Origin of the sequence: Devosia sp. XK-2 (assembly GCF_037113415.1) — a bacterium.
Classification (GTDB): Bacteria; Pseudomonadota; Alphaproteobacteria; order Rhizobiales; family Devosiaceae; genus Devosia.
The window spans coordinates 491116-510953 of the sequence record NZ_CP146608.1 but is presented as its reverse complement, the minus strand read 5'-3'; the positions used below and the strand labels follow the sequence as shown (position 1 = coordinate 510953).

General features: G+C 61.8%; 20 protein-coding genes. 7 read left to right on the top strand and 13 right to left on the bottom strand.

The window, feature by feature from the left end; translation table 11 throughout:
* The first annotated feature begins 114 nt into the window (after positions 1 to 114).
* Positions 115 to 855, top strand: coding sequence for a tetratricopeptide repeat protein (locus tag V8Z65_RS02395; protein WP_338722283.1), 741 nt, complete (start codon positions 115 to 117; stop codon positions 853 to 855).
* A gap of 154 nt (positions 856 to 1009) precedes the next feature.
* Here V8Z65_RS02395 and V8Z65_RS02390 read toward each other — a convergent pair whose 3' ends face one another.
* Complete coding sequence (locus tag V8Z65_RS02390; RefSeq protein WP_338722282.1) at positions 1010 to 1375, bottom strand: helix-turn-helix domain-containing protein; 366 nt, start codon at positions 1373 to 1375, stop codon at positions 1010 to 1012.
* A 112-nt stretch (positions 1376 to 1487) separates the two neighbouring features.
* Here V8Z65_RS02390 and V8Z65_RS02385 point away from each other — a divergent pair, with 112 nt between their 5' ends.
* On the top strand, positions 1488 to 2144 hold the full coding sequence (locus tag V8Z65_RS02385; RefSeq protein ID WP_338722281.1) for an NAD(P)H-dependent oxidoreductase: 657 nt from the start codon (positions 1488 to 1490) through the stop codon (positions 2142 to 2144).
* A 294-nt stretch (positions 2145 to 2438) separates the two neighbouring features.
* Positions 2439 to 2873, top strand: a complete 435-nt coding sequence (locus tag V8Z65_RS02380) for a VOC family protein (protein ID WP_338722279.1) — start codon at positions 2439 to 2441, stop codon at positions 2871 to 2873.
* A gap of 68 nt (positions 2874 to 2941) precedes the next feature.
* Here the strand turns inward: V8Z65_RS02380 and V8Z65_RS02375 are convergent, their stop codons facing one another.
* The 8 genes from V8Z65_RS02375 to V8Z65_RS02340 form a co-directional block, all read right to left on the bottom strand.
* The gene (locus V8Z65_RS02375; protein ID WP_338722278.1) at positions 2942 to 3952 is read right to left on the bottom strand and encodes a type II secretion system F family protein; all 1011 of its coding nucleotides are present in this window, start codon (positions 3950 to 3952) and stop codon (positions 2942 to 2944) included.
* A gap of 12 nt (positions 3953 to 3964) precedes the next feature.
* Positions 3965 to 4939 carry a type II secretion system F family protein gene (locus tag V8Z65_RS02370; protein WP_338722276.1) on the bottom strand — a complete coding sequence of 325 codons (975 nt, stop codon included), beginning with the start codon at positions 4937 to 4939 and terminating at the stop codon, positions 3965 to 3967.
* A 2-nt stretch (positions 4940 to 4941) separates the two neighbouring features.
* Positions 4942 to 6435 carry a CpaF family protein gene (locus tag V8Z65_RS02365; RefSeq protein ID WP_338722275.1) on the bottom strand — a complete coding sequence of 498 codons (1494 nt, stop codon included), beginning with the start codon at positions 6433 to 6435 and terminating at the stop codon, positions 4942 to 4944.
* A gap of 38 nt (positions 6436 to 6473) precedes the next feature.
* Positions 6474 to 7748, bottom strand: coding sequence for an AAA family ATPase (locus tag V8Z65_RS02360; protein ID WP_338722274.1), 1275 nt, complete (start codon positions 7746 to 7748; stop codon positions 6474 to 6476).
* 24 nt (positions 7749 to 7772) lie between these two features.
* The gene (locus V8Z65_RS02355; protein ID WP_338722273.1) at positions 7773 to 9176 is read right to left on the bottom strand and encodes a type II and III secretion system protein family protein; all 1404 of its coding nucleotides are present in this window, start codon (positions 9174 to 9176) and stop codon (positions 7773 to 7775) included.
* 10 nt (positions 9177 to 9186) lie between these two features.
* The gene (gene cpaB, locus V8Z65_RS02350) at positions 9187 to 10089 is read right to left on the bottom strand and encodes a Flp pilus assembly protein CpaB (RefSeq protein WP_338722272.1); all 903 of its coding nucleotides are present in this window, start codon (positions 10087 to 10089) and stop codon (positions 9187 to 9189) included.
* A 207-nt stretch (positions 10090 to 10296) separates the two neighbouring features.
* Entirely contained in the window at positions 10297 to 10797 is a 501-nt protein-coding gene (locus V8Z65_RS02345) for a prepilin peptidase (protein ID WP_338722271.1), read from the bottom strand.
* A gap of 113 nt (positions 10798 to 10910) precedes the next feature.
* Positions 10911 to 11117: a Flp family type IVb pilin gene (locus V8Z65_RS02340; RefSeq protein ID WP_338722270.1), complete on the bottom strand. Its 207-nt coding sequence runs from the start codon at positions 11115 to 11117 to the stop codon at positions 10911 to 10913.
* Positions 11118 to 11500: 383 nt separating this feature from the next.
* Between V8Z65_RS02340 and V8Z65_RS02335 the strand changes: the two genes are divergently transcribed.
* The 4 genes from V8Z65_RS02335 to V8Z65_RS02320 all read left to right on the top strand — a co-directional run bounded on the left by V8Z65_RS02335 (position 11501) and on the right by V8Z65_RS02320 (position 13913).
* Positions 11501 to 11947 (top strand): pilus assembly protein N-terminal domain-containing protein, encoded by a 447-nt coding sequence (locus V8Z65_RS02335; protein WP_338722269.1) that lies wholly within the window; start codon positions 11501 to 11503, stop codon positions 11945 to 11947.
* 186 nt (positions 11948 to 12133) lie between these two features.
* Entirely contained in the window at positions 12134 to 12643 is a 510-nt protein-coding gene (locus tag V8Z65_RS02330; protein WP_338722268.1) for a TadE/TadG family type IV pilus assembly protein, read from the top strand.
* Positions 12640 to 13215, top strand: a complete 576-nt coding sequence (locus tag V8Z65_RS02325) for a TadE/TadG family type IV pilus assembly protein (protein WP_338722266.1) — start codon at positions 12640 to 12642, stop codon at positions 13213 to 13215. The genes V8Z65_RS02330 and V8Z65_RS02325 overlap by 4 nt, the downstream gene beginning before the upstream one ends.
* Before the next feature lie 77 nt (positions 13216 to 13292).
* Complete coding sequence (locus V8Z65_RS02320; protein ID WP_338722265.1) at positions 13293 to 13913, top strand: HAD family phosphatase; 621 nt, start codon at positions 13293 to 13295, stop codon at positions 13911 to 13913.
* 107 nt (positions 13914 to 14020) lie between these two features.
* Here V8Z65_RS02320 and upp read toward each other — a convergent pair whose 3' ends face one another.
* From upp to V8Z65_RS02300, 4 genes are all read right to left on the bottom strand, one after another.
* On the bottom strand, positions 14021 to 14662 hold the full coding sequence (gene upp, locus V8Z65_RS02315) for a uracil phosphoribosyltransferase (RefSeq protein ID WP_338722263.1): 642 nt from the start codon (positions 14660 to 14662) through the stop codon (positions 14021 to 14023).
* A gap of 23 nt (positions 14663 to 14685) precedes the next feature.
* The gene (locus V8Z65_RS02310; RefSeq protein ID WP_338722261.1) at positions 14686 to 15903 is read right to left on the bottom strand and encodes a phosphopentomutase; all 1218 of its coding nucleotides are present in this window, start codon (positions 15901 to 15903) and stop codon (positions 14686 to 14688) included.
* Positions 15904 to 15955: 52 nt separating this feature from the next.
* Positions 15956 to 17278: a thymidine phosphorylase gene (deoA, locus tag V8Z65_RS02305; protein WP_338722260.1), complete on the bottom strand. Its 1323-nt coding sequence runs from the start codon at positions 17276 to 17278 to the stop codon at positions 15956 to 15958.
* Positions 17279 to 17419: 141 nt separating this feature from the next.
* Complete coding sequence (locus V8Z65_RS02300) at positions 17420 to 19786, bottom strand: aldehyde dehydrogenase family protein (RefSeq protein ID WP_338722258.1); 2367 nt, start codon at positions 19784 to 19786, stop codon at positions 17420 to 17422.
* Positions 19787 to 19838: the final 52 nt, after the last annotated feature.

Below are 19838 nucleotides of genomic sequence, written 5' to 3'. Positions count from 1 at the left end.
GCCCGGCATTTAACCGGGCGTTAGGGTTAATGATCTATTGCTTCTGGCAGGATAAGGACGGCCCAGCGCGGCCGGGAGCAGGCATTGATCGAAAAAGGGCGGATTGGCGGAACAATGCGGGTCCTGCTGTTGGCGGGACTGGCAGCGCTCGCCCTTTCGGCCTGCGCCTCCAATCGCGGCCAGATGGGTGCGGCCGATTATTCAGGCATGAGCGCCGCAGAAGGCCATGCCAATCTGGGAGAACTGACGGCCCGCTACCGCGCCAACCCCAAGGACCGGGGAATTGTCATCCACTATGCCGCGGCCCTGCGCGCGGCGGGCCAGCCGCAACAGGCCGCGGCGGCCCTGGAACAGGCGATTGCCGCCTATCCCGGTGACGTCGCCCTGACCGTGGCCTATGCCAAGGCGCTGACGGCAGCGGGCCGTTTCGACCAGTCCATCCAGGTCCTGCGCAATGTCATCCGGCCGGACGCGCCGGACTGGAACGCCCTGCTCGTTCTGGGCGCCACGCTGGACCAGACCGGACGGCATGACGAGGCACGACAGGTTTATGAGCAGGCCGCGGTGATTGCGCCGGGCGAGGCTTCCATCGAGACCAATCTCGGGCTCTCCTATGCCATGACCAATGACCTGGTGTCGGCCGAAAAGCACTTGCGCCGCGCCGTGCAGATGCGCGGGGCGACCACGCAGACACGGCAGAACCTGGCGCTGGTAGTGGGACTGCAGGGCCGGTTCGACGAATGCCGGGCCATTTATGCCGCCGAATTGCCTCCCGAACAGGTGGAGGCCAATATGGCCTATGTCCGGGCCCTGCTGACCCAGCAGAACCGCTGGGATTTGATCGCCAAGAGCTAGGCGAGCCGACAGCAGACGTCGCTACGATCAACTAGATGGCAACCCGTGCTCGGGTGATCTTGATCGAGGTCCTACCGAAATATTCGTTGGTCGTCCAACTAGTCAGGCGCGCTTGCCAGCTAGCCTGACCAGCGCTCTCGCTCGTCTAGAGGAACTAAGCTCTCGCTGCGAAGCGTACGCGGGCCTGGCCAATTTCGTGCCGGTGCGCGAGCGCCCAACGCGCCATTTCCAGGGCCGGCTCCAGCATAGAGTGGCCCAACTCCGTCAGCTCATAGTCAACGCGAGGCGGGATTGTTGGAGTGACAATTCGCGTAATCACCCCGTCTCGCTCCAGGTCCCTCAATGCTGCCGTGAGCGACTTCTGCGTGACCGGACCGAGGGCGCGTTTCAAGTCGGAGAAGCGCTGGGGATGCTCGACCAGAAGCTCCACAATCGGCATGGCCCATTTGGACGAGACGGCAGGAAATATATCGCGGACCGACTTGCAGGTGAGGTCGTCGTGGTCTGAGGCTGGTTTCATTTTGGGTACCACCGTATCGAAAAAGTGCCGTCTTGAGAGCCTTCGAGCAAGGCACATATGGTTCGTCAGTTACTACTTGTAACCACCATGACACTAAACCGGAAGCCAACCCATGCCCAAACTTTACCGTCTCGATGCCTCCATCCGCACCGACGGATCCGTGACCCGCAGTCTAGCCGACGCATTCGTTGCCGGCTCCGATGGCGCTTTCTCGAACGTGATCCATCGCGAGGTGGGAACCACTCCGCTGCCCGCACCAGCGTGGCGCGATGCCGTCACCTCGATGTGGACACCACCCGAGCAACGCACGGTGGGTCAGGAGGACGCGCGTGCCCTCGCCGCTGAGCTGGCCGACGAGCTCATTTCCGCCGACGCGTTCCTCTTCGCCATTCCGCTCTACAATTTTGGTGTTGCGCACCATGCAAAGGCATGGATCGATCTCGTGCTTTCCGAGCCACGCTTCGTACCAGGTGCAACGCGGCCGCTTGAGGGACGTCCGGGTTACCTCATGACCGCACGCGGCGGCGGATACGGCCCGGGAACGCCCAGGCATGGCTGGGACCACTCGACGCCCTACCTGCAGCGCATTCTGAAGGACCAGTGGGGACTCGACCTCACCTCTGTCGAGGTGGAACTCACTCTGGCCCACGTGACCCCCGCCATGGAGCCGCTGCGCCCATTGGCGGCTGAAAACCTCCGCGACGGACTTGCTCAGGCCAAGCGCCTCGGTGCGACCGCAGCAGACCAAGAAAGTTCGAACGCAGCCTGAGTCTGCATCGCCTCGCTTTGCCCCTGCATAAGCGAGCACGACCTGCCGACTTGAAGCTATCGAGCCCAGCGAATGCCGGCTGGCGAAGCTCAAAGCTTGCCGCAGCACCCGAATCTCGAGGGTGGCTTGTTGCCTGCGCTAAACGTCCACAGATGGAGTGCCCTGGATGAAAGCTGCCAGCCTGCTTGCCACCCCCTCCCCCACCCTTCGAGACTGACCGGTGAGCGGGATGACAGATGATGGATGTTGCGCCAAAGTGAACGCGACACCAACCAGCATCGAGAGGACGCAGTCATGGCCATCAAGCGCATGGACAATATGGGCATTGTGGTTGCCGATCTCGAGGGCGCAGTCGCCTTCTTTCGCGCGCTGGGCCTCAACCTTGAGGGGCAGGCCACGATCAAGGGGGAATGGGCCGGCCGCGTTACCGGCCTGGGCGACCAGCATGTCGAGGTCGCCATGATGTCCACGCCCGACGGCCATAGCCGGCTGGAGCTTTCCCGCTTCATCGACCCGCCCGTCGAGGCCGATCACCGGACCGCTCCGGTCAATGCACTGGGCTATCTGCGCGTCATGTTCACCGTGGACGATATCGATGAAACGCTGGCGCGCCTGGGCGACCAAGGGGCGCAATTGGTCGGCGATATCGTCCAATATGGCGAGACTTATCGGCTCTGCTATATCCGCGGCCATGAAGGGCTGCTGATCGGGCTAGCACAGGAATTGTGAAGCGCCCAAGGGCGGCGCGCTGATCGCCTTGGGAAGACGGTTGGTCAAATCGCGATGACTGACCGGCCTTAGCCTCCACTCACCGTCGAAGCTACGGAGCCGGAGAAGACCTGGATCATGGCCGGGGAGAGAATGACGATGAACAGCACCGGCAGGAAGAACAGGATCAACGGCACGGTGAGTTTTGGCGGGAGCGATGCGGCCTTCTTTTCGGCGTCCATCATGCGGGCCTCACGGCCTTCCTCGGCCATGACGCGCAGGGCTTGACCCACCGAGGTGCCGTAGCGGTCGGCCTGGATCAGCGCCGTCATCACTGATTTGACGCCGTCCAGGCCGGTGCGGCGGCCGAGATTTTCGTAGGCGCGGGTCCGATCTTCGAGGAAGGACAGTTCGGCGGTCGTCAGCGTCAATTCTTCTGCCAGTTCGGCAGACTGGGCGCCGATTTCCTTGGCGACGCGCTTGAAGGCGTGTTCCATGGACATGCCCGCTTCCACGCAGAGCAGCAGGAGATCGAGACAATCGGGCCAGGAGCGCTTGATCGACGTCTGGCGTTTCTGGGTCTTGTTCTTGAGCAGCAGCAGCGGCAGATAGGCGCCGAGCAGGCCCGCGCCGATGGCATAGACCAGATTGAGATAGAGCGGCCGATCGCCTGGCGACAGGATCAGCGTGTAGAAGGCCGCAATGACGAAGATAGCGATGGGATAGCTGAAGCGCTGAAACAGGAATTTGGTCAACTCGCCCTGACCGCGCAGACCGGCCATGGCCAGCTTGTCGACCGTGGTATCGTCCTGAAAGGCCTTTTTGAGATCGAAGCGATCAACGGCCCGCTTCATATAGGACTTGGCTTCGGAGCCGCGCCGAATGGAGGCGCGTCCCTCGACATTGCCGCCGCCCCGCAAGCGCGCCATCTCCTCGGCCCGCATCTTGTCGCGCTCGACCGCAACGCGCTGAATGCGCTTCTTCATGTCCTGGCGGACAATCAGGGACGAGCCGAAGGTGAACACGACCGCCGCAGCGGAAACGGCCGCCAGGACAGCGATGAGAAATTCGCGCTGGGTCAGAAGCTCGACAAGATTCACGACGCCAGCCTCCTAGACTTCGAACTGAACCATGCGGTTCATGACGAAAACGCCCGTGGCCATCATGACCACGCCAACCCCGAGACAAATATTGCCCACCGGCGTGGAGAACAGCGGCGCCAGATAGCTCGGTGAGACCAGCGACACCAGAATGGACACAACGATGGGCAGCGAGCCGATAATGCTCGCCGAAGCCTTGGCCTCGGAGGACATGGCCTTGACCTTCTGCTTCATCTTCTTGCGGTTGCGCAGCACGCGGGCCAGGTTGCCCAAGGCCTCGGACAGATTGCCGCCGGCCTGCTGCTGAACCGAGATCACCACCACGAAGAAATTGACCTCGGGCAGCGGCACGCGATCGAGCAGCACCTGCACGGCCTCGGTCATGGACATGCCGAAGCTCTGCTGATCGAGCACGCGCGCGAATTCGGACCGCACCGGCTCCTTGGTATCCTTGGCCACCACGCGCATGGAATCGTTGAGCGGCAGACCCGTCTTGACGCCGCGCACGATTGCTTCGATGGCATTGGGCAATTCATCGAGAAACCGGTCCTGGTACCGCTTGCGACGGTACGAAACGAACATGCGAGGCAGCAGGTAACCGCCGGCAAGCGCGAAGATGCCGGCAAAATAGAAGGGCACCTGCGCCAGGATCAGGACGACGAACAGGCCCACGCCGAAAATGACGCTATTGCGAATGAACGTGGCCGGCTTGATGGTCATGCCGGCCTGAAAAATCATGTCGGACAGGCTCAGGCGCTTTTTGGCGTTGAGCTCGTCGGCCTGCGACTTGAGCGCCTTTTGTACGCTTTTGCGCCGGTCTTCCCTGGTGCGATTGGCATCGGCCTCGCGGCGATTGGCCCGGATATCGCCCCGGAACGCCTTCATGCGCTGCTGGGCGCGCTTATTTCCCAGCGCCGAGGGCACCAGAGCAAAGCCGGCGGCGCCGATGGTGACAACGAAAAGCGCGACGAGCAGGAGCGTGGTCATGATCAGCGGCCCAATATCTCGTGCTGTTCGGTATTGGCCTTTTCGAGCGCCTCGACCAGGTTGGCTTCTTCGTTGAAGTAGCGGGCGCGCTCGGTGAATTGGGGCTTGGTAATGCCCGTGGACCGATGCCGGCCGACCAGCATGCCATTGGCGTCTTCACCCATGATGTCATAGAGAAAGACGTCCTGGGTGACGATGACATCGCCTTCCATGCCCAGCACTTCGGAAATATGGGTGATGCGGCGCGAGCCGTCGCGCAGGCGCGCCGCCTGCACGATGACGTCAATGGAAGAGACGATCATTTCGCGGATGGTGCGGCTGGGCAGGGCATAGCCGCCCATGGTGATCATGGATTCAAGACGGCTCAGCGCCTCGCGCGGGGAGTTGGCGTGCAAGGTGCCCATGGAGCCGTCATGGCCAGTATTCATGGCCTGCAGGAGGTCGAAGGCTTCGGGGCCACGCACTTCGCCCACGATGATGCGTTCGGGACGCATACGCAGGCAGTTCTTGATGAGATCGCGCATGGTGATCTCGCCTTCACCCTCCAGATTGGGCGGGCGGGTTTCCAGGCGCACCACGTGAGGCTGCTGGAGCTGGAGTTCGGCCGAGTCTTCACAGGTGATGACGCGCTCGTCCTTTTCGATGAAGGCAGTCAGGCAGTTGAGCAGCGTCGTCTTGCCCGAACCGGTACCGCCCGAGATCAGCACATTGGCGCGCACGCGACCCAAAATGCGCAGCACCTCGGCCCCTTCGGGCGAAATAGAATTGTATTTGACCAGCTGCTGGAGGGTCAGCTTGTCCTTCTTGAACTTACGGATGGTGAGCGCAGCGCCATCGATGGCCAGGGGCGGGGCGATGACGTTGACACGGGAGCCGTCGGGCAGGCGGGCGTCGCAGATGGGCGAGCCTTCATCGACCCGGCGGCCGACCTGGGAAACGATGCGCTGACACACATTCATCAGGTGCGCGTCGTCACGGAAGCGCACATTGGTGAGGCGTACCTTACCACCCACTTCGATGTAGCACTTCTGCGACCCGTTCACCATGATATCGGCAATGTCGTCGCGGGCCAGCAAGGGTTCGAGCGGGCCATAGCCGAGCACGTCGTTACAGATGTCCTCAAGCAGATCTTCCTGCTCGGAAATGGACATGACGATGGACTTGAGCGCGATGATTTCGGCGACGATGTCGCGGATTTCCTCTCGCGCAGCCTGACTCTCCATAGTGGCGAGCTGGCTCAGATCGATCGAGTCGATCAGCGCGTTGAAGATGGCCGATTTGGTCTGGAAATATTCCTTGGCGCGCTGGGCGTCGGCGGGGGCGCGGACATCGAGCACTTCGTCGGTGGTGCGCATGCGCGCGCCCATGCCGTCGCCGTCATTGGAGCGGCGCTGCGGCGGGGTGGGCGTGGCGGCAGGCGGCGGACTGGCGACCGGCCGTGGCGGCTCGCTCAGTCCCGGCGTATTGCCTCCGAAAGTCGTGCGCTTCCCAAACATCAATTACCTACCGTTCCTGGTCCCTGCCCCGCCTTCGATCAGGCCCGTTTCTTGAATAGAGACGGGAGCTTTAACAGGCTTCCCGATTTCGCAACGCCGTGGCTGACCTGCCGGCCAGTGACCTGCATGCCAATGGCGCGATATGTGTCGTTGACCTTGTTGTTGGCGGCGACCTCGGCAATCATCTGCCCATTATTGGCCGCAGTGCCGAAAAGCTGGGCGTCAAAGCCGATCTGACCGATCAACTCGCATTCCACCGAGGCCGCGAATTCACCCGCGGCGATCTCGGGCCGGCGCGGAACGCCCAGCTTGTTCAGGACCAGGCTGGGGGCGCCATCGGTGGGGCGCATGGACTTGATGGCATCTGCCAGATTTTTGGCATTGCGCAGATTGGCCAGGTCGGGCTCGGCAACAATGACGACATCGTCGATCGAGGCCAGGGTCTGGCGGGTCCAGCTGGTCCAGCCATGGGGAATGTCGAGCACGATGACCGGCACGCTTTTCTGGCAGATCTCGATGACCTGTTCGAAGTCGCGTTCCTCGAAATCCCAGGTGTGATCGAGGGTGGCGGGCGCCGTGAGCAGGTTGATGTGATTGGCCGCCTTGCTCATCAGGCGGTCGAGCATAGTCTGGTCGACCTTCTGATTGGCCAGAACCGCGTCGGCCAGGCCGTGCGGCGGGTCCTGGTTGAAATTGAGCCCGGCCGTGCCGAAGGCCAGGTCCATGTCGACGATCAGGCAATCCTGCCGGAGGCTGGTGGCAATGGCCCAGGACACATTGTGGGCAATGGTGGAACTGCCCGCACCGCCCTTGGCCGAGATGAAACCGATTGTCCGCCCGATAGGGGCAGCGCCTTCGGCCGCATAAAGCTCGGTAATCGAGGTGACGATTTCGGCCGAGGTGGTCGGCAATACGACATATTCGGAAATGCCCGAGCGGATCAGCTCGCGATAGAGCAGCACGTCGTTGACGTGACCAAGGACGATGACCCGGGTCGAGGCGTCGCAGACCTCGGCCAGCTTTTCCAGCGCCTCGGGTATCTCTGCCGGAGACAGAGTGGTTTCGACAATGATCAGATTGGGCGTGGGATTGGACTTATAGGTCTCGACCGCGCCATCGATGCCGCCATTATGCGTGGTCAGGGCCACCTTGGACATGCGCCGGTCATGCATGGCGCTTTCGACCAATTGGGCGGTCTGGGAATGCTCGCAGAAGGCCTGGATGGTGATGCGCGGCACAAGGCGGGCGCCCGAGGCGATTTCGGCGGCCGCTTCTTCGGCCATTGCGGGCTGCTCAGGGGTAAGGAAACTCATGACAAACGCTCTCCTGATCCGCGATCAATCCAGAACGAAACCGACCGAGCCGGAAAACCCGCCCCGGAAACTGCCGGTCTGGCCGACACCGTACTGCCGTTCGATGGCGCCGAGAAAAATGCCCTCGGCATCAGTGGCAGGAAGCGAGGTGTCGGTCGGCAGGGTGATGGCATTGGCTGGACTGGGGCTGACCAGATAGGGCGTGACCAGAATGACCATTTCGGTTTCCAGGTTCTGATAGTCGCGCGACCGGAACAGGGCGCCCAGGATGGGAATATTGCCCAGGCCCGGAATCTGGCTGATGGTGGATGTCGTCCGCCGATCGAGCAGGCCACCAATGGCCAGGGTCTGCCCCGCACCCAGTTCGACCGAGGTAACGGCCTGGCGCTTGGAGATCGAGCCATCGGCCTGCGGCTCGGACACGGCGGTGTTGACGGAGAGGCCGATCAGGCCATTGGACTTGATGACCGGCGTGAATTCGAGCTCGACACCATAGGGTTTCCAGGTGGTCTGGCGGACATTGTCCACGATTTCGGTATAGGGCAATTCGCCACCGGCCAGGAAATCGGCGGTCTGACCGGAAATGGCGGTCAGCACCGGTTGCGCCAGGACATGGACGGCGCCCCGATCCTCAAGCGCGCGGATGGCTGCATTGATCTGCAGGTCGGCACCGGCATAACCGGCAGACAGGCCATTGGTCAGGTCTGTCTGTGTGCTGTTGAAACCGAGGCTGACATTGCCAAGGGTTGCCGAACCGGAGAGGTTGATGCCGAGTTGCTTGGCAATATCGCGGCGCACCTCGGACACGGTGACCTGCAGCATGACCTGCTGGGCGCCGGCCACGTCGATGATATTGGCGACATTTTCGGGGCCACCGGCAAATTGCACAGCCACAGCCTGGGCGCGGTCCCGGTCTTCGGCGGAGGGCACAGAGCCGGTGAGAACCACACGATTGGTCGCGCCGCCCAGGGTGACCGATTCAACATTGATGCGAGAGCCGGGAATAATTCTGGCCAGCGCATCCTCCAGGGCATTGCCGACCTGCGACGGCTGCTCGATGACCCGCAGATCCAGCACCTGGATGGTGCGGCCATTGTCATCGAGGAAAAAAACATTGGTATTGCCGCCGGTGACACCCTGAATGATGGCCCGGGTGCGGGAACGCATGATGGCGGCGGCCACATTGGGCTGCGAGACGATGACTTCGGCTACTCCGGCGGGCAGATCGACAATCACCGACTTGTTCAATTCGACATCGAGCGAACGTGTGGCACCATAGGCGGAGGCGGCAATGGCCAATTGGGCCGGGCCCGATTGCGCCAGCGCCGGGGGCATGAATGTGGTCGTGCCCATTAGCGCCGCAAGGCCGATGACGCTTGCCGTTCTGGCAAGGCCGCGCACTCTCGATCCGGTTGGCATATTTATCATAACCTCGCCCCTATTGCGGCAGGACCTGGGGCGCTTCTGGCGCCACCAGAGCCGGGGAAATTTCCGGCATATTGGTTGTATCGGTCGCATCGGCAGACATGGTGCTGCCGGCCATGACGCTTTGCTCCTTGCCATAGCGGATCAGCCGCACGGCCTGATTGGCTCGGGCCGTGCCCGCATCGGCGCGGTTGAAATCGAGCACCGAACGCAAGGTGAGGCTGAGCTGACCCCGGGTGGAGGCGTTGACCAGCGTTTCGGCCTGGGCCGGATCAAGCTCGAGCGTGGCGATGGTGGTGGCATCGAATGTGGTCGGTGTCGGGCTGGGTGCGGAACCGGTTTCGTCGCCGCCGCTCGCGCCCATTTCACCCAGGCGCTTGCCCAGGGCAAGCACGCGCACATTGGAGAGGATAACCTCGGAGCGCTGCCCCATTGCGCTCGAGGTGGTGAGCAGCACATCGACATGGTCATTGGGCACGACGAAGCCGCCGGCGCTGGAGGCTGCGGACACGGTGACCGACACGCCGCGCTTGCCCGGGGCCAGGACGGCCGAAAGATAGCCCTGTTTGGTACGGACCAGCTTGGCCTCGCGGATGGGCTCGCCGGGGAAAAATTCAAAGCGGGCCACTGCGCCCGTCAATTGCGTGGGCGCATCGGGCATGGCCGAAACAGTGACATATTCGGGGCGCAGGGCCCCTTCGGGCCAATCCTGCCACTCCACGCGGTCGATGCCGAGCCGCTCGCCCACGCCGATCGGCGTTCTGGCGACCAGAATCCGGGTCTTGGCTTCCTGCACAACTTCGGTCCTGACCTCGGCGGTGGGAGCAGGGGTCCGATTGCCGCGCGTTACCAGGAAGGCCGCCAGCGATCCGGCCACCAGGGCCACCAATATCAGGACAATACGCGCCGGTCTCATGACCCACTCCGGTAATACGCGGGCAAAATGCCCATTTCCACCGGCTGAACTATGGAAGCAAAGGGTCAAAGTTTAGTTAATCAGGGCTTTGCAAAAGGCGTTAACGAGTTATGAAAGCTCGCGTTTTGCAAATGCGCCACGAATACAAAAAAAGCGCCCGCGTTTATTTCGCAGGCGCTCGCTCGAAACCGGATGGCAACTTGCTGATCAGGCGGTGAGGCGCTCGAAGATAACGGTGTGGGAATAGGTCATAAGACCGGCAAGCGCCATGGCAATGCCATAGGGAACGCCCTGTTTGGGATCGCGCAGGCGATTGAGCCATGCGAACCGCGCCATGAACGGGGTGAGCGGCACACGGCGCAGCGCCAGAATGAGCAAGGTCAGCGCTCCACCAAACAAGCCGGTATAGAACAGATAGGGCAAGGTGAGGCCGAAACCGAGCCAGAGCGTGGTGGCCGCGGCCAGTTTGGCGTCGCCGCCGCCGATCCAGCGCAGGGCGAACATGGCGAAGGCCACGACCAGAACGATAAAGGCACAAAGCACATGCATGGCAAATTGCTGCAGCGGCAATTCGACGATGAGTGCCATAGCCACAAAGCCGGCGGCCAGAAGCAGGACGAGCTTGTTGGAGATGCGCATGGTCAAGAGATCGGAAGAGGCCGCAAAGGCCATGGCCAGCGGAAAGAATAAAAGAGCGATATAGAGCATGTGACCAATCCCCGACCAGGCGAAGTTGGGTTTCGATTATGCGTTGGCGGTCTTAAAAAACAGAAAAGGGGAAGGCTTGCGCCTTCCCCTTTTCGTCGAACTGTGCCGCGCTATTACGGCGTGGTGGTGGTGGTGCCGCCACCGCTATTCGGAACGGTCACGTTCAGCGTGTTGGCGATATTGTTGAACAGGGTTCCGAGGTTGCCACCCAGCGTCGTTGCCGCCAGAATAATACCAACGGAGATGAGCGCGGCGATCAGGCCGTACTCGATTGCAGTCGCGCCCGACTCATCCTGCGCGAAACGTGCGAAAATTTTCATTCCCAGGCTCCTTTTGACACGTCCTTAAGTGACCGCAGCGTCGGACCACGTCACACGTCGAACATGAGCTGACGCTAGCCACCACAGGTTGAAATAGCGTTAATTGCTGTGGCGTCCGCTCGACTGCCGAGGATCGGTATTTTTCTGGTAAGCGCTGATTTATATAAATAGATACAAGTCTAACTAAAGACCGCCCCCTCCATTTCTTCGTAATGACCGCACCTTAACGCGGCCGCTTGGGTCAGCCGATCACTGCGCGAATGGGTTCTATTCTCCGGCTCCTGAAAACCGATGGACAATCGACCTCTACGACGATGTTTGCCAAGTATTTACCATTCGGGTGGATGCTGAAGGGACAGCGTATCAGTACCCGGATTTGTCCCATGTTCCGTTCTGCCCTCACTGCCCTGTTGCTGGCTGCAACGCTCGCGGTGCCCAGGCCTGCCCTGGCTCAGGACGGCGCGCCGATCAATGTGAATGTCAATATGGCCCGGGTGCTGCGGATCAGCGCTCCCGCCGCAACGGTTATCGTGGGCAATCCCGGTATTGCCGACGTAACCATTCAGGATCCGCAGACGCTGATCCTGACCGGCAAAAGCTACGGACAGACCAACCTTATCGTTCTGGATAGCCGCGGCGAGCCCGTTGCCGACACGCTGGTCGAGGTAGTGCAGATGACGGCCGGGATCATGACGGTCTATCAGGGCCAGAGCCGCACGACCCTGGCATGCGCCCCGGTATGCCAGCCCGTGGTGATGATGGGTGACGATGCGGGCTTTTCGGGGCAGACCCTTGCCTCGTCGCAATTGGTGCAGTCGGCCGCCAACTGAACCCATGGCACCGGCCGGTCCGGCATTAGGGATCGGTTAACCCTGGCGCGTAATCGAGATTGCCGCGCGCAACTTCCTAACCATTGGGTGAGGGTATCTGCCTAGTGTACCTGCGGATGCAGATCTGCGGGAGCCACAGGCGTGTTGGGCAAGCCCTGGCGAGAAATTAAGCGAAAGGGCCGTTTGTTGGCGCGCCATGAGCGCGGCGTAACGGTGGTCGAGTTCGCCCTGCTCGCTCCGGTCTTTTTCGCCATTATCGGCGCAATCCTCCAGACATCCATAATCTTCCTGTCGTCCCAGGTTCTGGAAAGCGCTTTGCATGACGCCTCGCGCGCTATTCGAACCGGGCAGGCCCAGGCCGTCGGCACCTCGATCGAGCAGTTCCGTGCCGATGTCTGCGGCCGCCTCTATGGCCTGTTCCCCGATTGCTCGGGCCTGCATATCCGGGTCAATACGATAACCGATTTTCAATCGGCGACCGTGGTTCCGCCGGTGGATTCCACCTGCGAAGCTCCCTGCGACTGGACTGTCGCGGAATCCTGGTCACCCGGTGACAGCAAATCCGTGGTGCTGGTGCAGATTTACTACCGCTATCCAGTCCTGCTGCAACTCGGTCCATTGGGCATGTCCAATCTGGGCGATGGCAGCCGGCTCATGGGGTCGATCACCGTGTTTAAGAACGAGCCATTCTCATGAGCTTTCGCAAGGACATCCTGGACCGGGTGAGACGTCTCATCCGCGCCGAACAGGGCGTGGCGGCGGTGGAATTTGCGCTGGTCCTGCCCATTATGCTGTTCGTCTATCTGGGGACGCTCGAAGCCAGTACGCTGATCACAATGGACCGCAAGGTGCAGTCGGTAGCCGGCGCTGTCGGCGATCTCGTCGCCCGCGCCAATGGCACGATCACATCGAGCGAGCTACAGGATTATTTCCAGGCAGCAAGCGGCATTATGATCCCCTATTCGGCTGACGAGGTCGCGCAGGTCGTGACGGCAATTCAGGTCAGCAGCGACGGCAAGACCGCCACAGTCGTTTGGACCCGGAAACTCGAAGACGGGAACTATACCAGCCTCACGCCCTATACGGTGGGCGGTACATATCCCCTGCCTGAGGCCATGACCAATATCGCCAAGGGCCAAATGGTGATTGCCGCGGAGGCGAGCTACACGGCCAAGCCGCTGGTTGGGGTCATTTTCGATGTGCCGGTCAATCTTTACCGGGCCAGCTATTTCCTATCGCGCTTCGGGGAGCCGATCGGGATCAGCTAAGCTGGCTTGCCGGACCCCGGCGGCGCATGCCACAAGCCGCTGATCGACCATTTCCCTACAAACAAGCGGACCAGCGCATGAACGACCACATCATTCCTGTATTCGACCTGGGCGGCGTCTTCGTCGACTGGAACCCGATGTATCTGTTCCGCACGCTGTTCGACAGCGAGGAGGATGCGCAATGGTTCCATGACCAGATCTGCACCAGCGATTGGAACCTGGAATTCGATGCGGGCGAAATCTATGCCGAGGGTGTGGCCAAGCTGGTGACGCGGTTCCCGAAATATTGGCGGGAAATCCAGGCCTTCGACAAGCGCTGGAACGAGACCGTTGGCGGGTTCATCCAGGGCACGATCGACATCCACAATGAGTTGATCGAGCAGGACATTCCCACCTTTGCCATTACCAATTTCTCCTGGGAGAAATGGATGAGCTGCCTGGGCGAATGGCCGTTTCTGGAAAAGTTCGACGGGGTGGTGGTGTCAGGCCTTGAAGGGCTGGTCAAGCCCGACCCGCGGCTCTATCGCGTGTTCTGCGAGCGCTATGCGCTGGCGCCGGAGAGCTGCGTGTTCATTGACGACAGCGAACCCAATATCGTGGCCGCGCGCAAGTTCGGCATGAAGGGCATCCACTTCAAGGACCCGGTGCATTTGCGGACCGACCTGATCGCGCTGGGGCTGCCGCTCAAGGCGAAGTAGGGGCCCCCATCTGCGCCTGGACAGGCCCCCTCACCCGTCTCGGCCTGCGGCCAATCCGCCCTCTCCGAGGGGTGAGGAACTGGGCACCCCACCCGGCGCGTGAACGCCTAGCGCGTGCCGTACATGCGGTCGCCGGCATCGCCGAGACCGGGGACGATATAGCCCTTTTCATTGAGATGGTCGTCGATGGCGGCGGTATAGACCGGCACGTCGGGATGGGCCTCGGTGAAATGCTTGATGCCTTCGGGGGCCGCCAGGAGGCAGAGGAAGCGGATATTATTGGCGCCGCGCTCCTTGAGCTTTTCAATGGCGGCGGTGGCCGAATTGGCCGTGGCCAGCATGGGATCGACCACGATGATCAGGCGGTCCTCAAGGCTTGAGGGGGCCTTGAAGTAATATTCGACCGGCTCAAGGGTTTCGTGATCGCGATACATGCCGATATGAGCCACGCGGGCGGCGGGCACCAGATCGAGCATGCCGTCGAGCAGGCCATTGCCGGCGCGCAGGATGGAGGCAAAAACCAGCTTCTTGCCCTTGATGGCGGGCGACTTCATCGGCGCCATGGGCGTCTCGATATCGATCAGTTCCAGTTCGAGATCGCGGGTGACCTCATAGCACATGAGATGAGCAATCTCGCGCAACAGGCGGCGGAAACCGGCAATGGAGGTCTCCTTGTTGCGCATGATGGTCAGCTTGTGCTGGATCATGGGGTGATCGATGACCGTCACATTGCCTTCGGTTCTGCTCATCGAAACACCTCTTGTCTGTTGGGTCAGAGAAAACTCTTGCCGTGGGGGCCGGGGGCAAGACCGAGCCAGGCGGCTATGCTTTCCCCTATATCAGCGAAGGTGGAGCGAATGCCAATCTCTGCTGGCAGCAGCGCTGGGGAAAACACCAGGATCGGCACCTGTTCGCGCGTGTGATCGGTACCGGGCCAGGTGGGATCATTGCCGTGATCGGCTGTGAGGATCAGCAGATCGTCATGCCGGAGCTTTGCAATCAGTTCGGGCAGGCGGGCGTCGAACAGTTCGAGCGCCGCCGCATAGCCCGACACATCGCGGCGATGGCCATATTCGCTGTCGAAATCGACAAAATTGGTCATGATGAAAGCGCGATCCCCGGCCATTTCCATGGCTTCGAGCGTGCGGTCGAAGAGCTGTGGGATGCCGGTGCCCTTCAATTTGTGGGTCACGCCTGAGCCGGCATAGATGTCGGAAATCTTGCCGATGGCAAAAACCTGATTGCCCACGGCCGCATTGCGATCGAGCAGGGTTGGCTCGGGCGGGGCAATGGCGAAGTCGCGACGATTGCCGGTGCGCTTGAAGGTTTCGGCAGTTTCGCCGATGAAGGGTCGGGCGATGACGCGACCTATCTTGAGCGGCTCGGTCAGTTCAAAGGCGATTTTGCAGATTTCGTAGAGGCGATCGAGGCCGAAATGGGTTTCGTGGGCAGCGATCTGAAACACGCTGTCGATCGAGGTGTAGCAGATCGGCATGCCGGTGCGGATATGCTCTTCGCCCAATTCGGCGATGATGGTCGTGCCCGAGGCGTGCTTGTCTCCGAGAATGCCGGGCAGACCGGTTCGCTTCAAGAACTCGGCAATGAGTTCAGGCGGAAAAGTCGGTTCGGTTTGCGGGAAATAGCCCCACTCGAACGGCACCGGCACGCCGGCGATTTCCCAATGGCCCGAAGGGGTGTCCTTGCCCTTGGAGACCTCACGCCCGACGCCAAAACGGCCGCCCTTGGGCGTGTCCGAGAGATTGGGCGGCAGGGTGCCGGTGGACAGCTTGATGGCGGCGCCAAGGCCCATGGCATCCATGTTCGGCACGTGAAGCGGCCCGGCGCGGAGGCCGTCCCGATCCGCCTTGCCGGCAGCGGCCCATTGAGCAATGTGACCGACCGTGTTCGAGCCTTCATCGCCATAGGCGGCAGCATCGGGGGCGCCGCCGATACCAACGCTGTCGAGGAGGCACACAATGGCGCGGGGCATGGTTTTACTCCTTGAATTCCTCTCCCCCTTGAGGGAAGGGAGGCGATGGATTCTAGGCCGGCGGATTGATCCGGCCGGCGACAATTGGGTTCTCAATGGCTGCTTCGCCAACTTCATAGGCGCGCTGGAGCCGCGCTTCGGCGTCGGCGGCGCTGGCTTCGTCGCCTGCGTGAATACGAGCAATGGGTGTCTGACCATCAGCGATCGCGCCCAATGGGGCGAGATGATCAAAGCCCACGCGATAATCGATGCTGTCCGTCGGCGTGGCGCGGCCCCCGCCCAGCGCCACCACGGCCATGCCGACGCCGCGGGTATCGATGGATGAGATTGTCCCCTGCCCTTCGGCAAAGATATCGCGGATGATGGGGGCCGGGGCGAGATGCGTGTCCATGTTGTCGATGAAGTCGGCAGGGCCGCCAAGGGCCGTGACCATTCTGGCGAAATGTTCGGTGGCGCGGCCGGAATCGAGGGCATGGTCCACTTGCTGGCGGGCCAGTTCAAGGGTTGGGGCCTTGCCCGTCATCAGGGCGATTTCGGCGCAGAGGGCCAGCGTCACCTCGCGCAGGCGCGCGTCCTGATGGGTGCCGGTGAGGAAATCGACAGCGTTGCGCACTTCGAGCCCATTCCCCGCCGCTGAGGCCAGAGGCTCGTTCATATCGGTGATCAGTGCCCCGGTTTTCAGGCCTGCGCCATTGGCCACCGTGACGAGACTTTGCGCCAGGTCGCGGGACTGTTCCAGTGTCGGCATGAAGGCGCCGGAGCCGGTCTTGACGTCGAGGATCAGCGCATCGAGGCCCGCAGCAAGCTTTTTCGAGAGGATCGAAGCGGTGATCAGCGCAATGGATTCGACCGTGCCAGTGACGTCTCGAATGGCGTAGAGCGTCTTGTCGGCAGGGGCGAGGTCGGCGGTCTGGCCGATGATGGCGCAGCCGGCTTCCTTGACCACCTTGCGGAAGAGAGCATTGTCCGGCTGGGTCTGGTAGCCAGGGATGGCGTCGAACTTGTCGAGCGTACCGCCGGTATGGCCGAGGCCGCGGCCGGAAATCATGGGCACGTAAATGCCGATGGCCGCCAGTATCGGCGCCAGCATCAGGGAAACATTGTCGCCGACGCCGCCGGTCGAGTGCTTGTCGGCCACGGGTCCATCGAGGTCGGACCAGTCGAGCACGGTGCCGCTATCGCGCATGGCCAGCGTCAGCGCCACGCGCTCGTCCATGGTCATGTCCTGGAAATAGACCGCCATGGCAAAGGCGGCCGCCTGGGCATGCGAGACCGTGCCATCGGCAAAGCCGGCGATGAACTGGGCGATGTCGTCCTTGGCGAGGATCTCGCCATTGCGCTTCTTGAGGATGACTTCTTGGGGAAGGAAGACCATTTGCGTGCCTTAAGGAAGGCCCCCTCACCCGGCCCGTTGGGCCGACCTCTCCCCCAAAGGGAGAGGTGAAGAGGGCTCTGTGCCACACCTCTCCCTTTGGGGGAGAGGTCGCCGCGTAGCGGCGGGTGAGGGGGCCTTTCGTTACGCCCCGTAGGGGATCCAGACGTTCTTGATCTGGGTTGCCTTGGAAAGGAAATAATCCCCGGCAAAGCGCGGATCGGCGAGGTCGTAATAGAGACCGCGGCTGGTCCAGGTCTGCTTGAGGTTCCCCACCGAGGCCTTCTCGACCATGGCGGAGGCTTCGGCATTACCCGCGAACCACATGCCGTCGACACCATCATGCTCGGCCAGGGTTTTGGCGAGCGTGACACTCTCTCCGGTGACGATATTGACGACGCCCGAGGGCATGTCGGAGGTTTCGAGCACCTGGTAGAAGTCGGTCATGGAGAGCGGCGAGCGCTCGGACGGTACCAGCACAATGGTGTTGCCCATGGCAATGGCCGGGGCAAGCAAGGCGACCGAGCCCAGCAATGGGCGGCTCGGCGGGGCGACGATACCCAGGACACCGAGCGGCTCGACCAGAGCGGTAGCAATCATGCGCTGGGGCGGATTGTGCACGGCGCCGTCATATTTGTCGGCCCAGCCGGCGAAGGAGAAGAGCCGTTCGACCGATAGCGCGACTTCTTCGGCGCCATCTTCGCCGGTCTGCGCCTTGATTCGGGCGGCAAATTCATCGCGGCGATAATCGAGGTTTTCGGCCAGGAAATAGAGGATTTGCGCGCGGGTATGGGCGGGGGTCGTGCCCCAGCTCAGCGCCTTGCGCGCAGCTTCGACGGCATTGCGGATGTCCTTGCGATTACCTTCGCCCACTTCGCCGACCAGCTCGCCCCTAGGGCCAAGGACGGGACGATTGTAACCGCTATCGGGTCGGGCCTGCTTGCCGCCGATATACATCTTGGCGGTCTGGTCGACATGGCCGGTGTCGAGCGGATTGGCGGTAGCGGGGTTGGCGGGCGCGGTGGCAGGAGCGGCCTTAAGCGTCTTCTCCCAGCTCGGCTTGAGATAGACAGCCATGCCCTCCCGGCCACCTTCGCGGCCAAAGCCACTTTCCTTGTAACCACCAAAGCCAACGGCGGCGTCGAAATTGTTGGTGCCGTTGATCCAGATAACGCCAGCCTTGAGCTGGGGCGCGATATCCAGGGCCAGATTGATGTTCTCGCTCCAGAGCGTGGCGGCAAGGCCATATTTGGTGTTGTTGGCCAGCGCCACTGCCTCCTCGGGGGTGCGGAAGCTCATGGCGACCAACACCGGCCCGAAGATTTCTTCACTGACCAGCGTATTGGCGGGCGAGACATTGGTGACGAGCGCGGGCTTGAGGTAGCAGCCCGCGGCGGGGAGCTGCCCGTCAGGCTCATAGACCACGGCGCCTTCGGCGACGCCCTTTTTCATCAGGTCGCGGATGCGTTCGACCTGCACCGGGGCGACCAAAGCGCCGATATCAACGGATTTGTCGAGCGGGTCGCCGACGCGCAGCTTTTCCATGCGCGCCTTGACCTTGGCGATGAAGCGCTCCTCGATACTCTCCTGCACGAGCAGGCGCGAGCCGGCGCAGCAGACCTGACCCTGGTTGAACCAGATGGCGTCGACCAGGCCCTCGACGGCACTGTCGAGATCGGCATCTTCAAAAACGATATAGGGAGACTTGCCGCCCAGTTCGAGCGAGAGGCCCTTGCCCGAGCCAGCCGTGGCGGCGCGGATGATCTTGCCCACTTCGGTCGAGCCGGTGAAGGCGATCTTGTCGATATCGGGATGGTTGACGATGGCGGCGCCCGTGTCACCCTCGCCAGTCACGATATTGACCACGCCCTTGGGCAGGCCAACGCGTTCGCAGATTTCGGCGAAGAGCAGGGCAGTGAGCGAAGTGAATTCGGCGGGTTTCAGCACCACCGTATTGCCGGCGGCCAGGGCCGGCGCGATCTTCCAGGCCAGCATCAGAAGCGGGAAATTCCACGGAATGATCTGGCCGCAAACGCCATAGGGCACATGGTCGGGAAATTCACGGACAATGTGGGTGGCCCAGCCGGCATGGTGGTAGAAATGGCGAGCGACCAGCGGGATATCGGCATCGCGGGTTTCGCGGATCGGCTTGCCATTATCCATGCTTTCGAGCACGGCGAAGAGCCGGGAATGCTTCTGGATCATCCGCGCGATGGCATAGAGATATTTGCCGCGCTCGTAGCCCGAGAGCGCGCTCCAGCCCTTGAACGCGGCGCGGGCCGCTTTCACTGCCGCGTCCACATCAGCCGCGGTGCCATCGGTGATTTCGGCCAGCGAAGCGCCGGTCGCCGGATTGTCGGCGGTGAAGGTCTTGCCCGGCTTGGTCCATTTGCCGTCGATGAAATGGCCGAATTTGCGGGACTTGCTGTCGAGCCAGGCAATGGCCTGGTCGGGCGCTTCGGGCGCCGGGCCATATTCGAGACTATCGAAGATTTGCGCGATCTTGTTCATGTGTGGCCTCCTTCAGAGTGCCGGTAAATCTGCGAAGGGACCTTGCGACCCC

What these genes read in the sequence shown, in the direction of transcription:
- V8Z65_RS02395 (WP_338722283.1), top strand. Translation starts at nt 115, where the DNA reads ATGCGGGTCCTGCTGTTGGCGGGACTGGCAGCGCTCGCCCTTTCGGCC.
- V8Z65_RS02390 (WP_338722282.1), bottom strand. Translation starts at nt 1,375, where the DNA reads ATGAAACCAGCCTCAGACCACGACGACCTCACCTGCAAGTCGGTCCGC.
- V8Z65_RS02385 (WP_338722281.1), top strand. Translation starts at nt 1,488, where the DNA reads ATGCCCAAACTTTACCGTCTCGATGCCTCCATCCGCACCGACGGATCC.
- V8Z65_RS02380 (WP_338722279.1), top strand. Translation starts at nt 2,439, where the DNA reads ATGGCCATCAAGCGCATGGACAATATGGGCATTGTGGTTGCCGATCTC.
- V8Z65_RS02370 (WP_338722276.1), bottom strand. Translation starts at nt 4,939, where the DNA reads ATGACCACGCTCCTGCTCGTCGCGCTTTTCGTTGTCACCATCGGCGCC.
- V8Z65_RS02365 (WP_338722275.1), bottom strand. Translation starts at nt 6,435, where the DNA reads ATGTTTGGGAAGCGCACGACTTTCGGAGGCAATACGCCGGGACTGAGC.
- V8Z65_RS02360 (WP_338722274.1), bottom strand. Translation starts at nt 7,748, where the DNA reads ATGAGTTTCCTTACCCCTGAGCAGCCCGCAATGGCCGAAGAAGCGGCC.
- V8Z65_RS02355 (WP_338722273.1), bottom strand. Translation starts at nt 9,176, where the DNA reads ATGATAAATATGCCAACCGGATCGAGAGTGCGCGGCCTTGCCAGAACG.
- cpaB (WP_338722272.1), bottom strand. Translation starts at nt 10,089, where the DNA reads ATGAGACCGGCGCGTATTGTCCTGATATTGGTGGCCCTGGTGGCCGGA.
- V8Z65_RS02345 (WP_338722271.1), bottom strand. Translation starts at nt 10,797, where the DNA reads ATGCTCTATATCGCTCTTTTATTCTTTCCGCTGGCCATGGCCTTTGCG.
- V8Z65_RS02340 (WP_338722270.1), bottom strand. Translation starts at nt 11,117, where the DNA reads ATGAAAATTTTCGCACGTTTCGCGCAGGATGAGTCGGGCGCGACTGCA.
- V8Z65_RS02335 (WP_338722269.1), top strand. Translation starts at nt 11,501, where the DNA reads ATGTTCCGTTCTGCCCTCACTGCCCTGTTGCTGGCTGCAACGCTCGCG.
- V8Z65_RS02325 (WP_338722266.1), top strand. Translation starts at nt 12,640, where the DNA reads ATGAGCTTTCGCAAGGACATCCTGGACCGGGTGAGACGTCTCATCCGC.
- V8Z65_RS02320 (WP_338722265.1), top strand. Translation starts at nt 13,293, where the DNA reads ATGAACGACCACATCATTCCTGTATTCGACCTGGGCGGCGTCTTCGTC.
- upp (WP_338722263.1), bottom strand. Translation starts at nt 14,662, where the DNA reads ATGAGCAGAACCGAAGGCAATGTGACGGTCATCGATCACCCCATGATC.
- V8Z65_RS02310 (WP_338722261.1), bottom strand. Translation starts at nt 15,903, where the DNA reads ATGCCCCGCGCCATTGTGTGCCTCCTCGACAGCGTTGGTATCGGCGGC.
- deoA (WP_338722260.1), bottom strand. Translation starts at nt 17,278, where the DNA reads ATGGTCTTCCTTCCCCAAGAAGTCATCCTCAAGAAGCGCAATGGCGAG.
- V8Z65_RS02300 (WP_338722258.1), bottom strand. Translation starts at nt 19,786, where the DNA reads ATGAACAAGATCGCGCAAATCTTCGATAGTCTCGAATATGGCCCGGCG.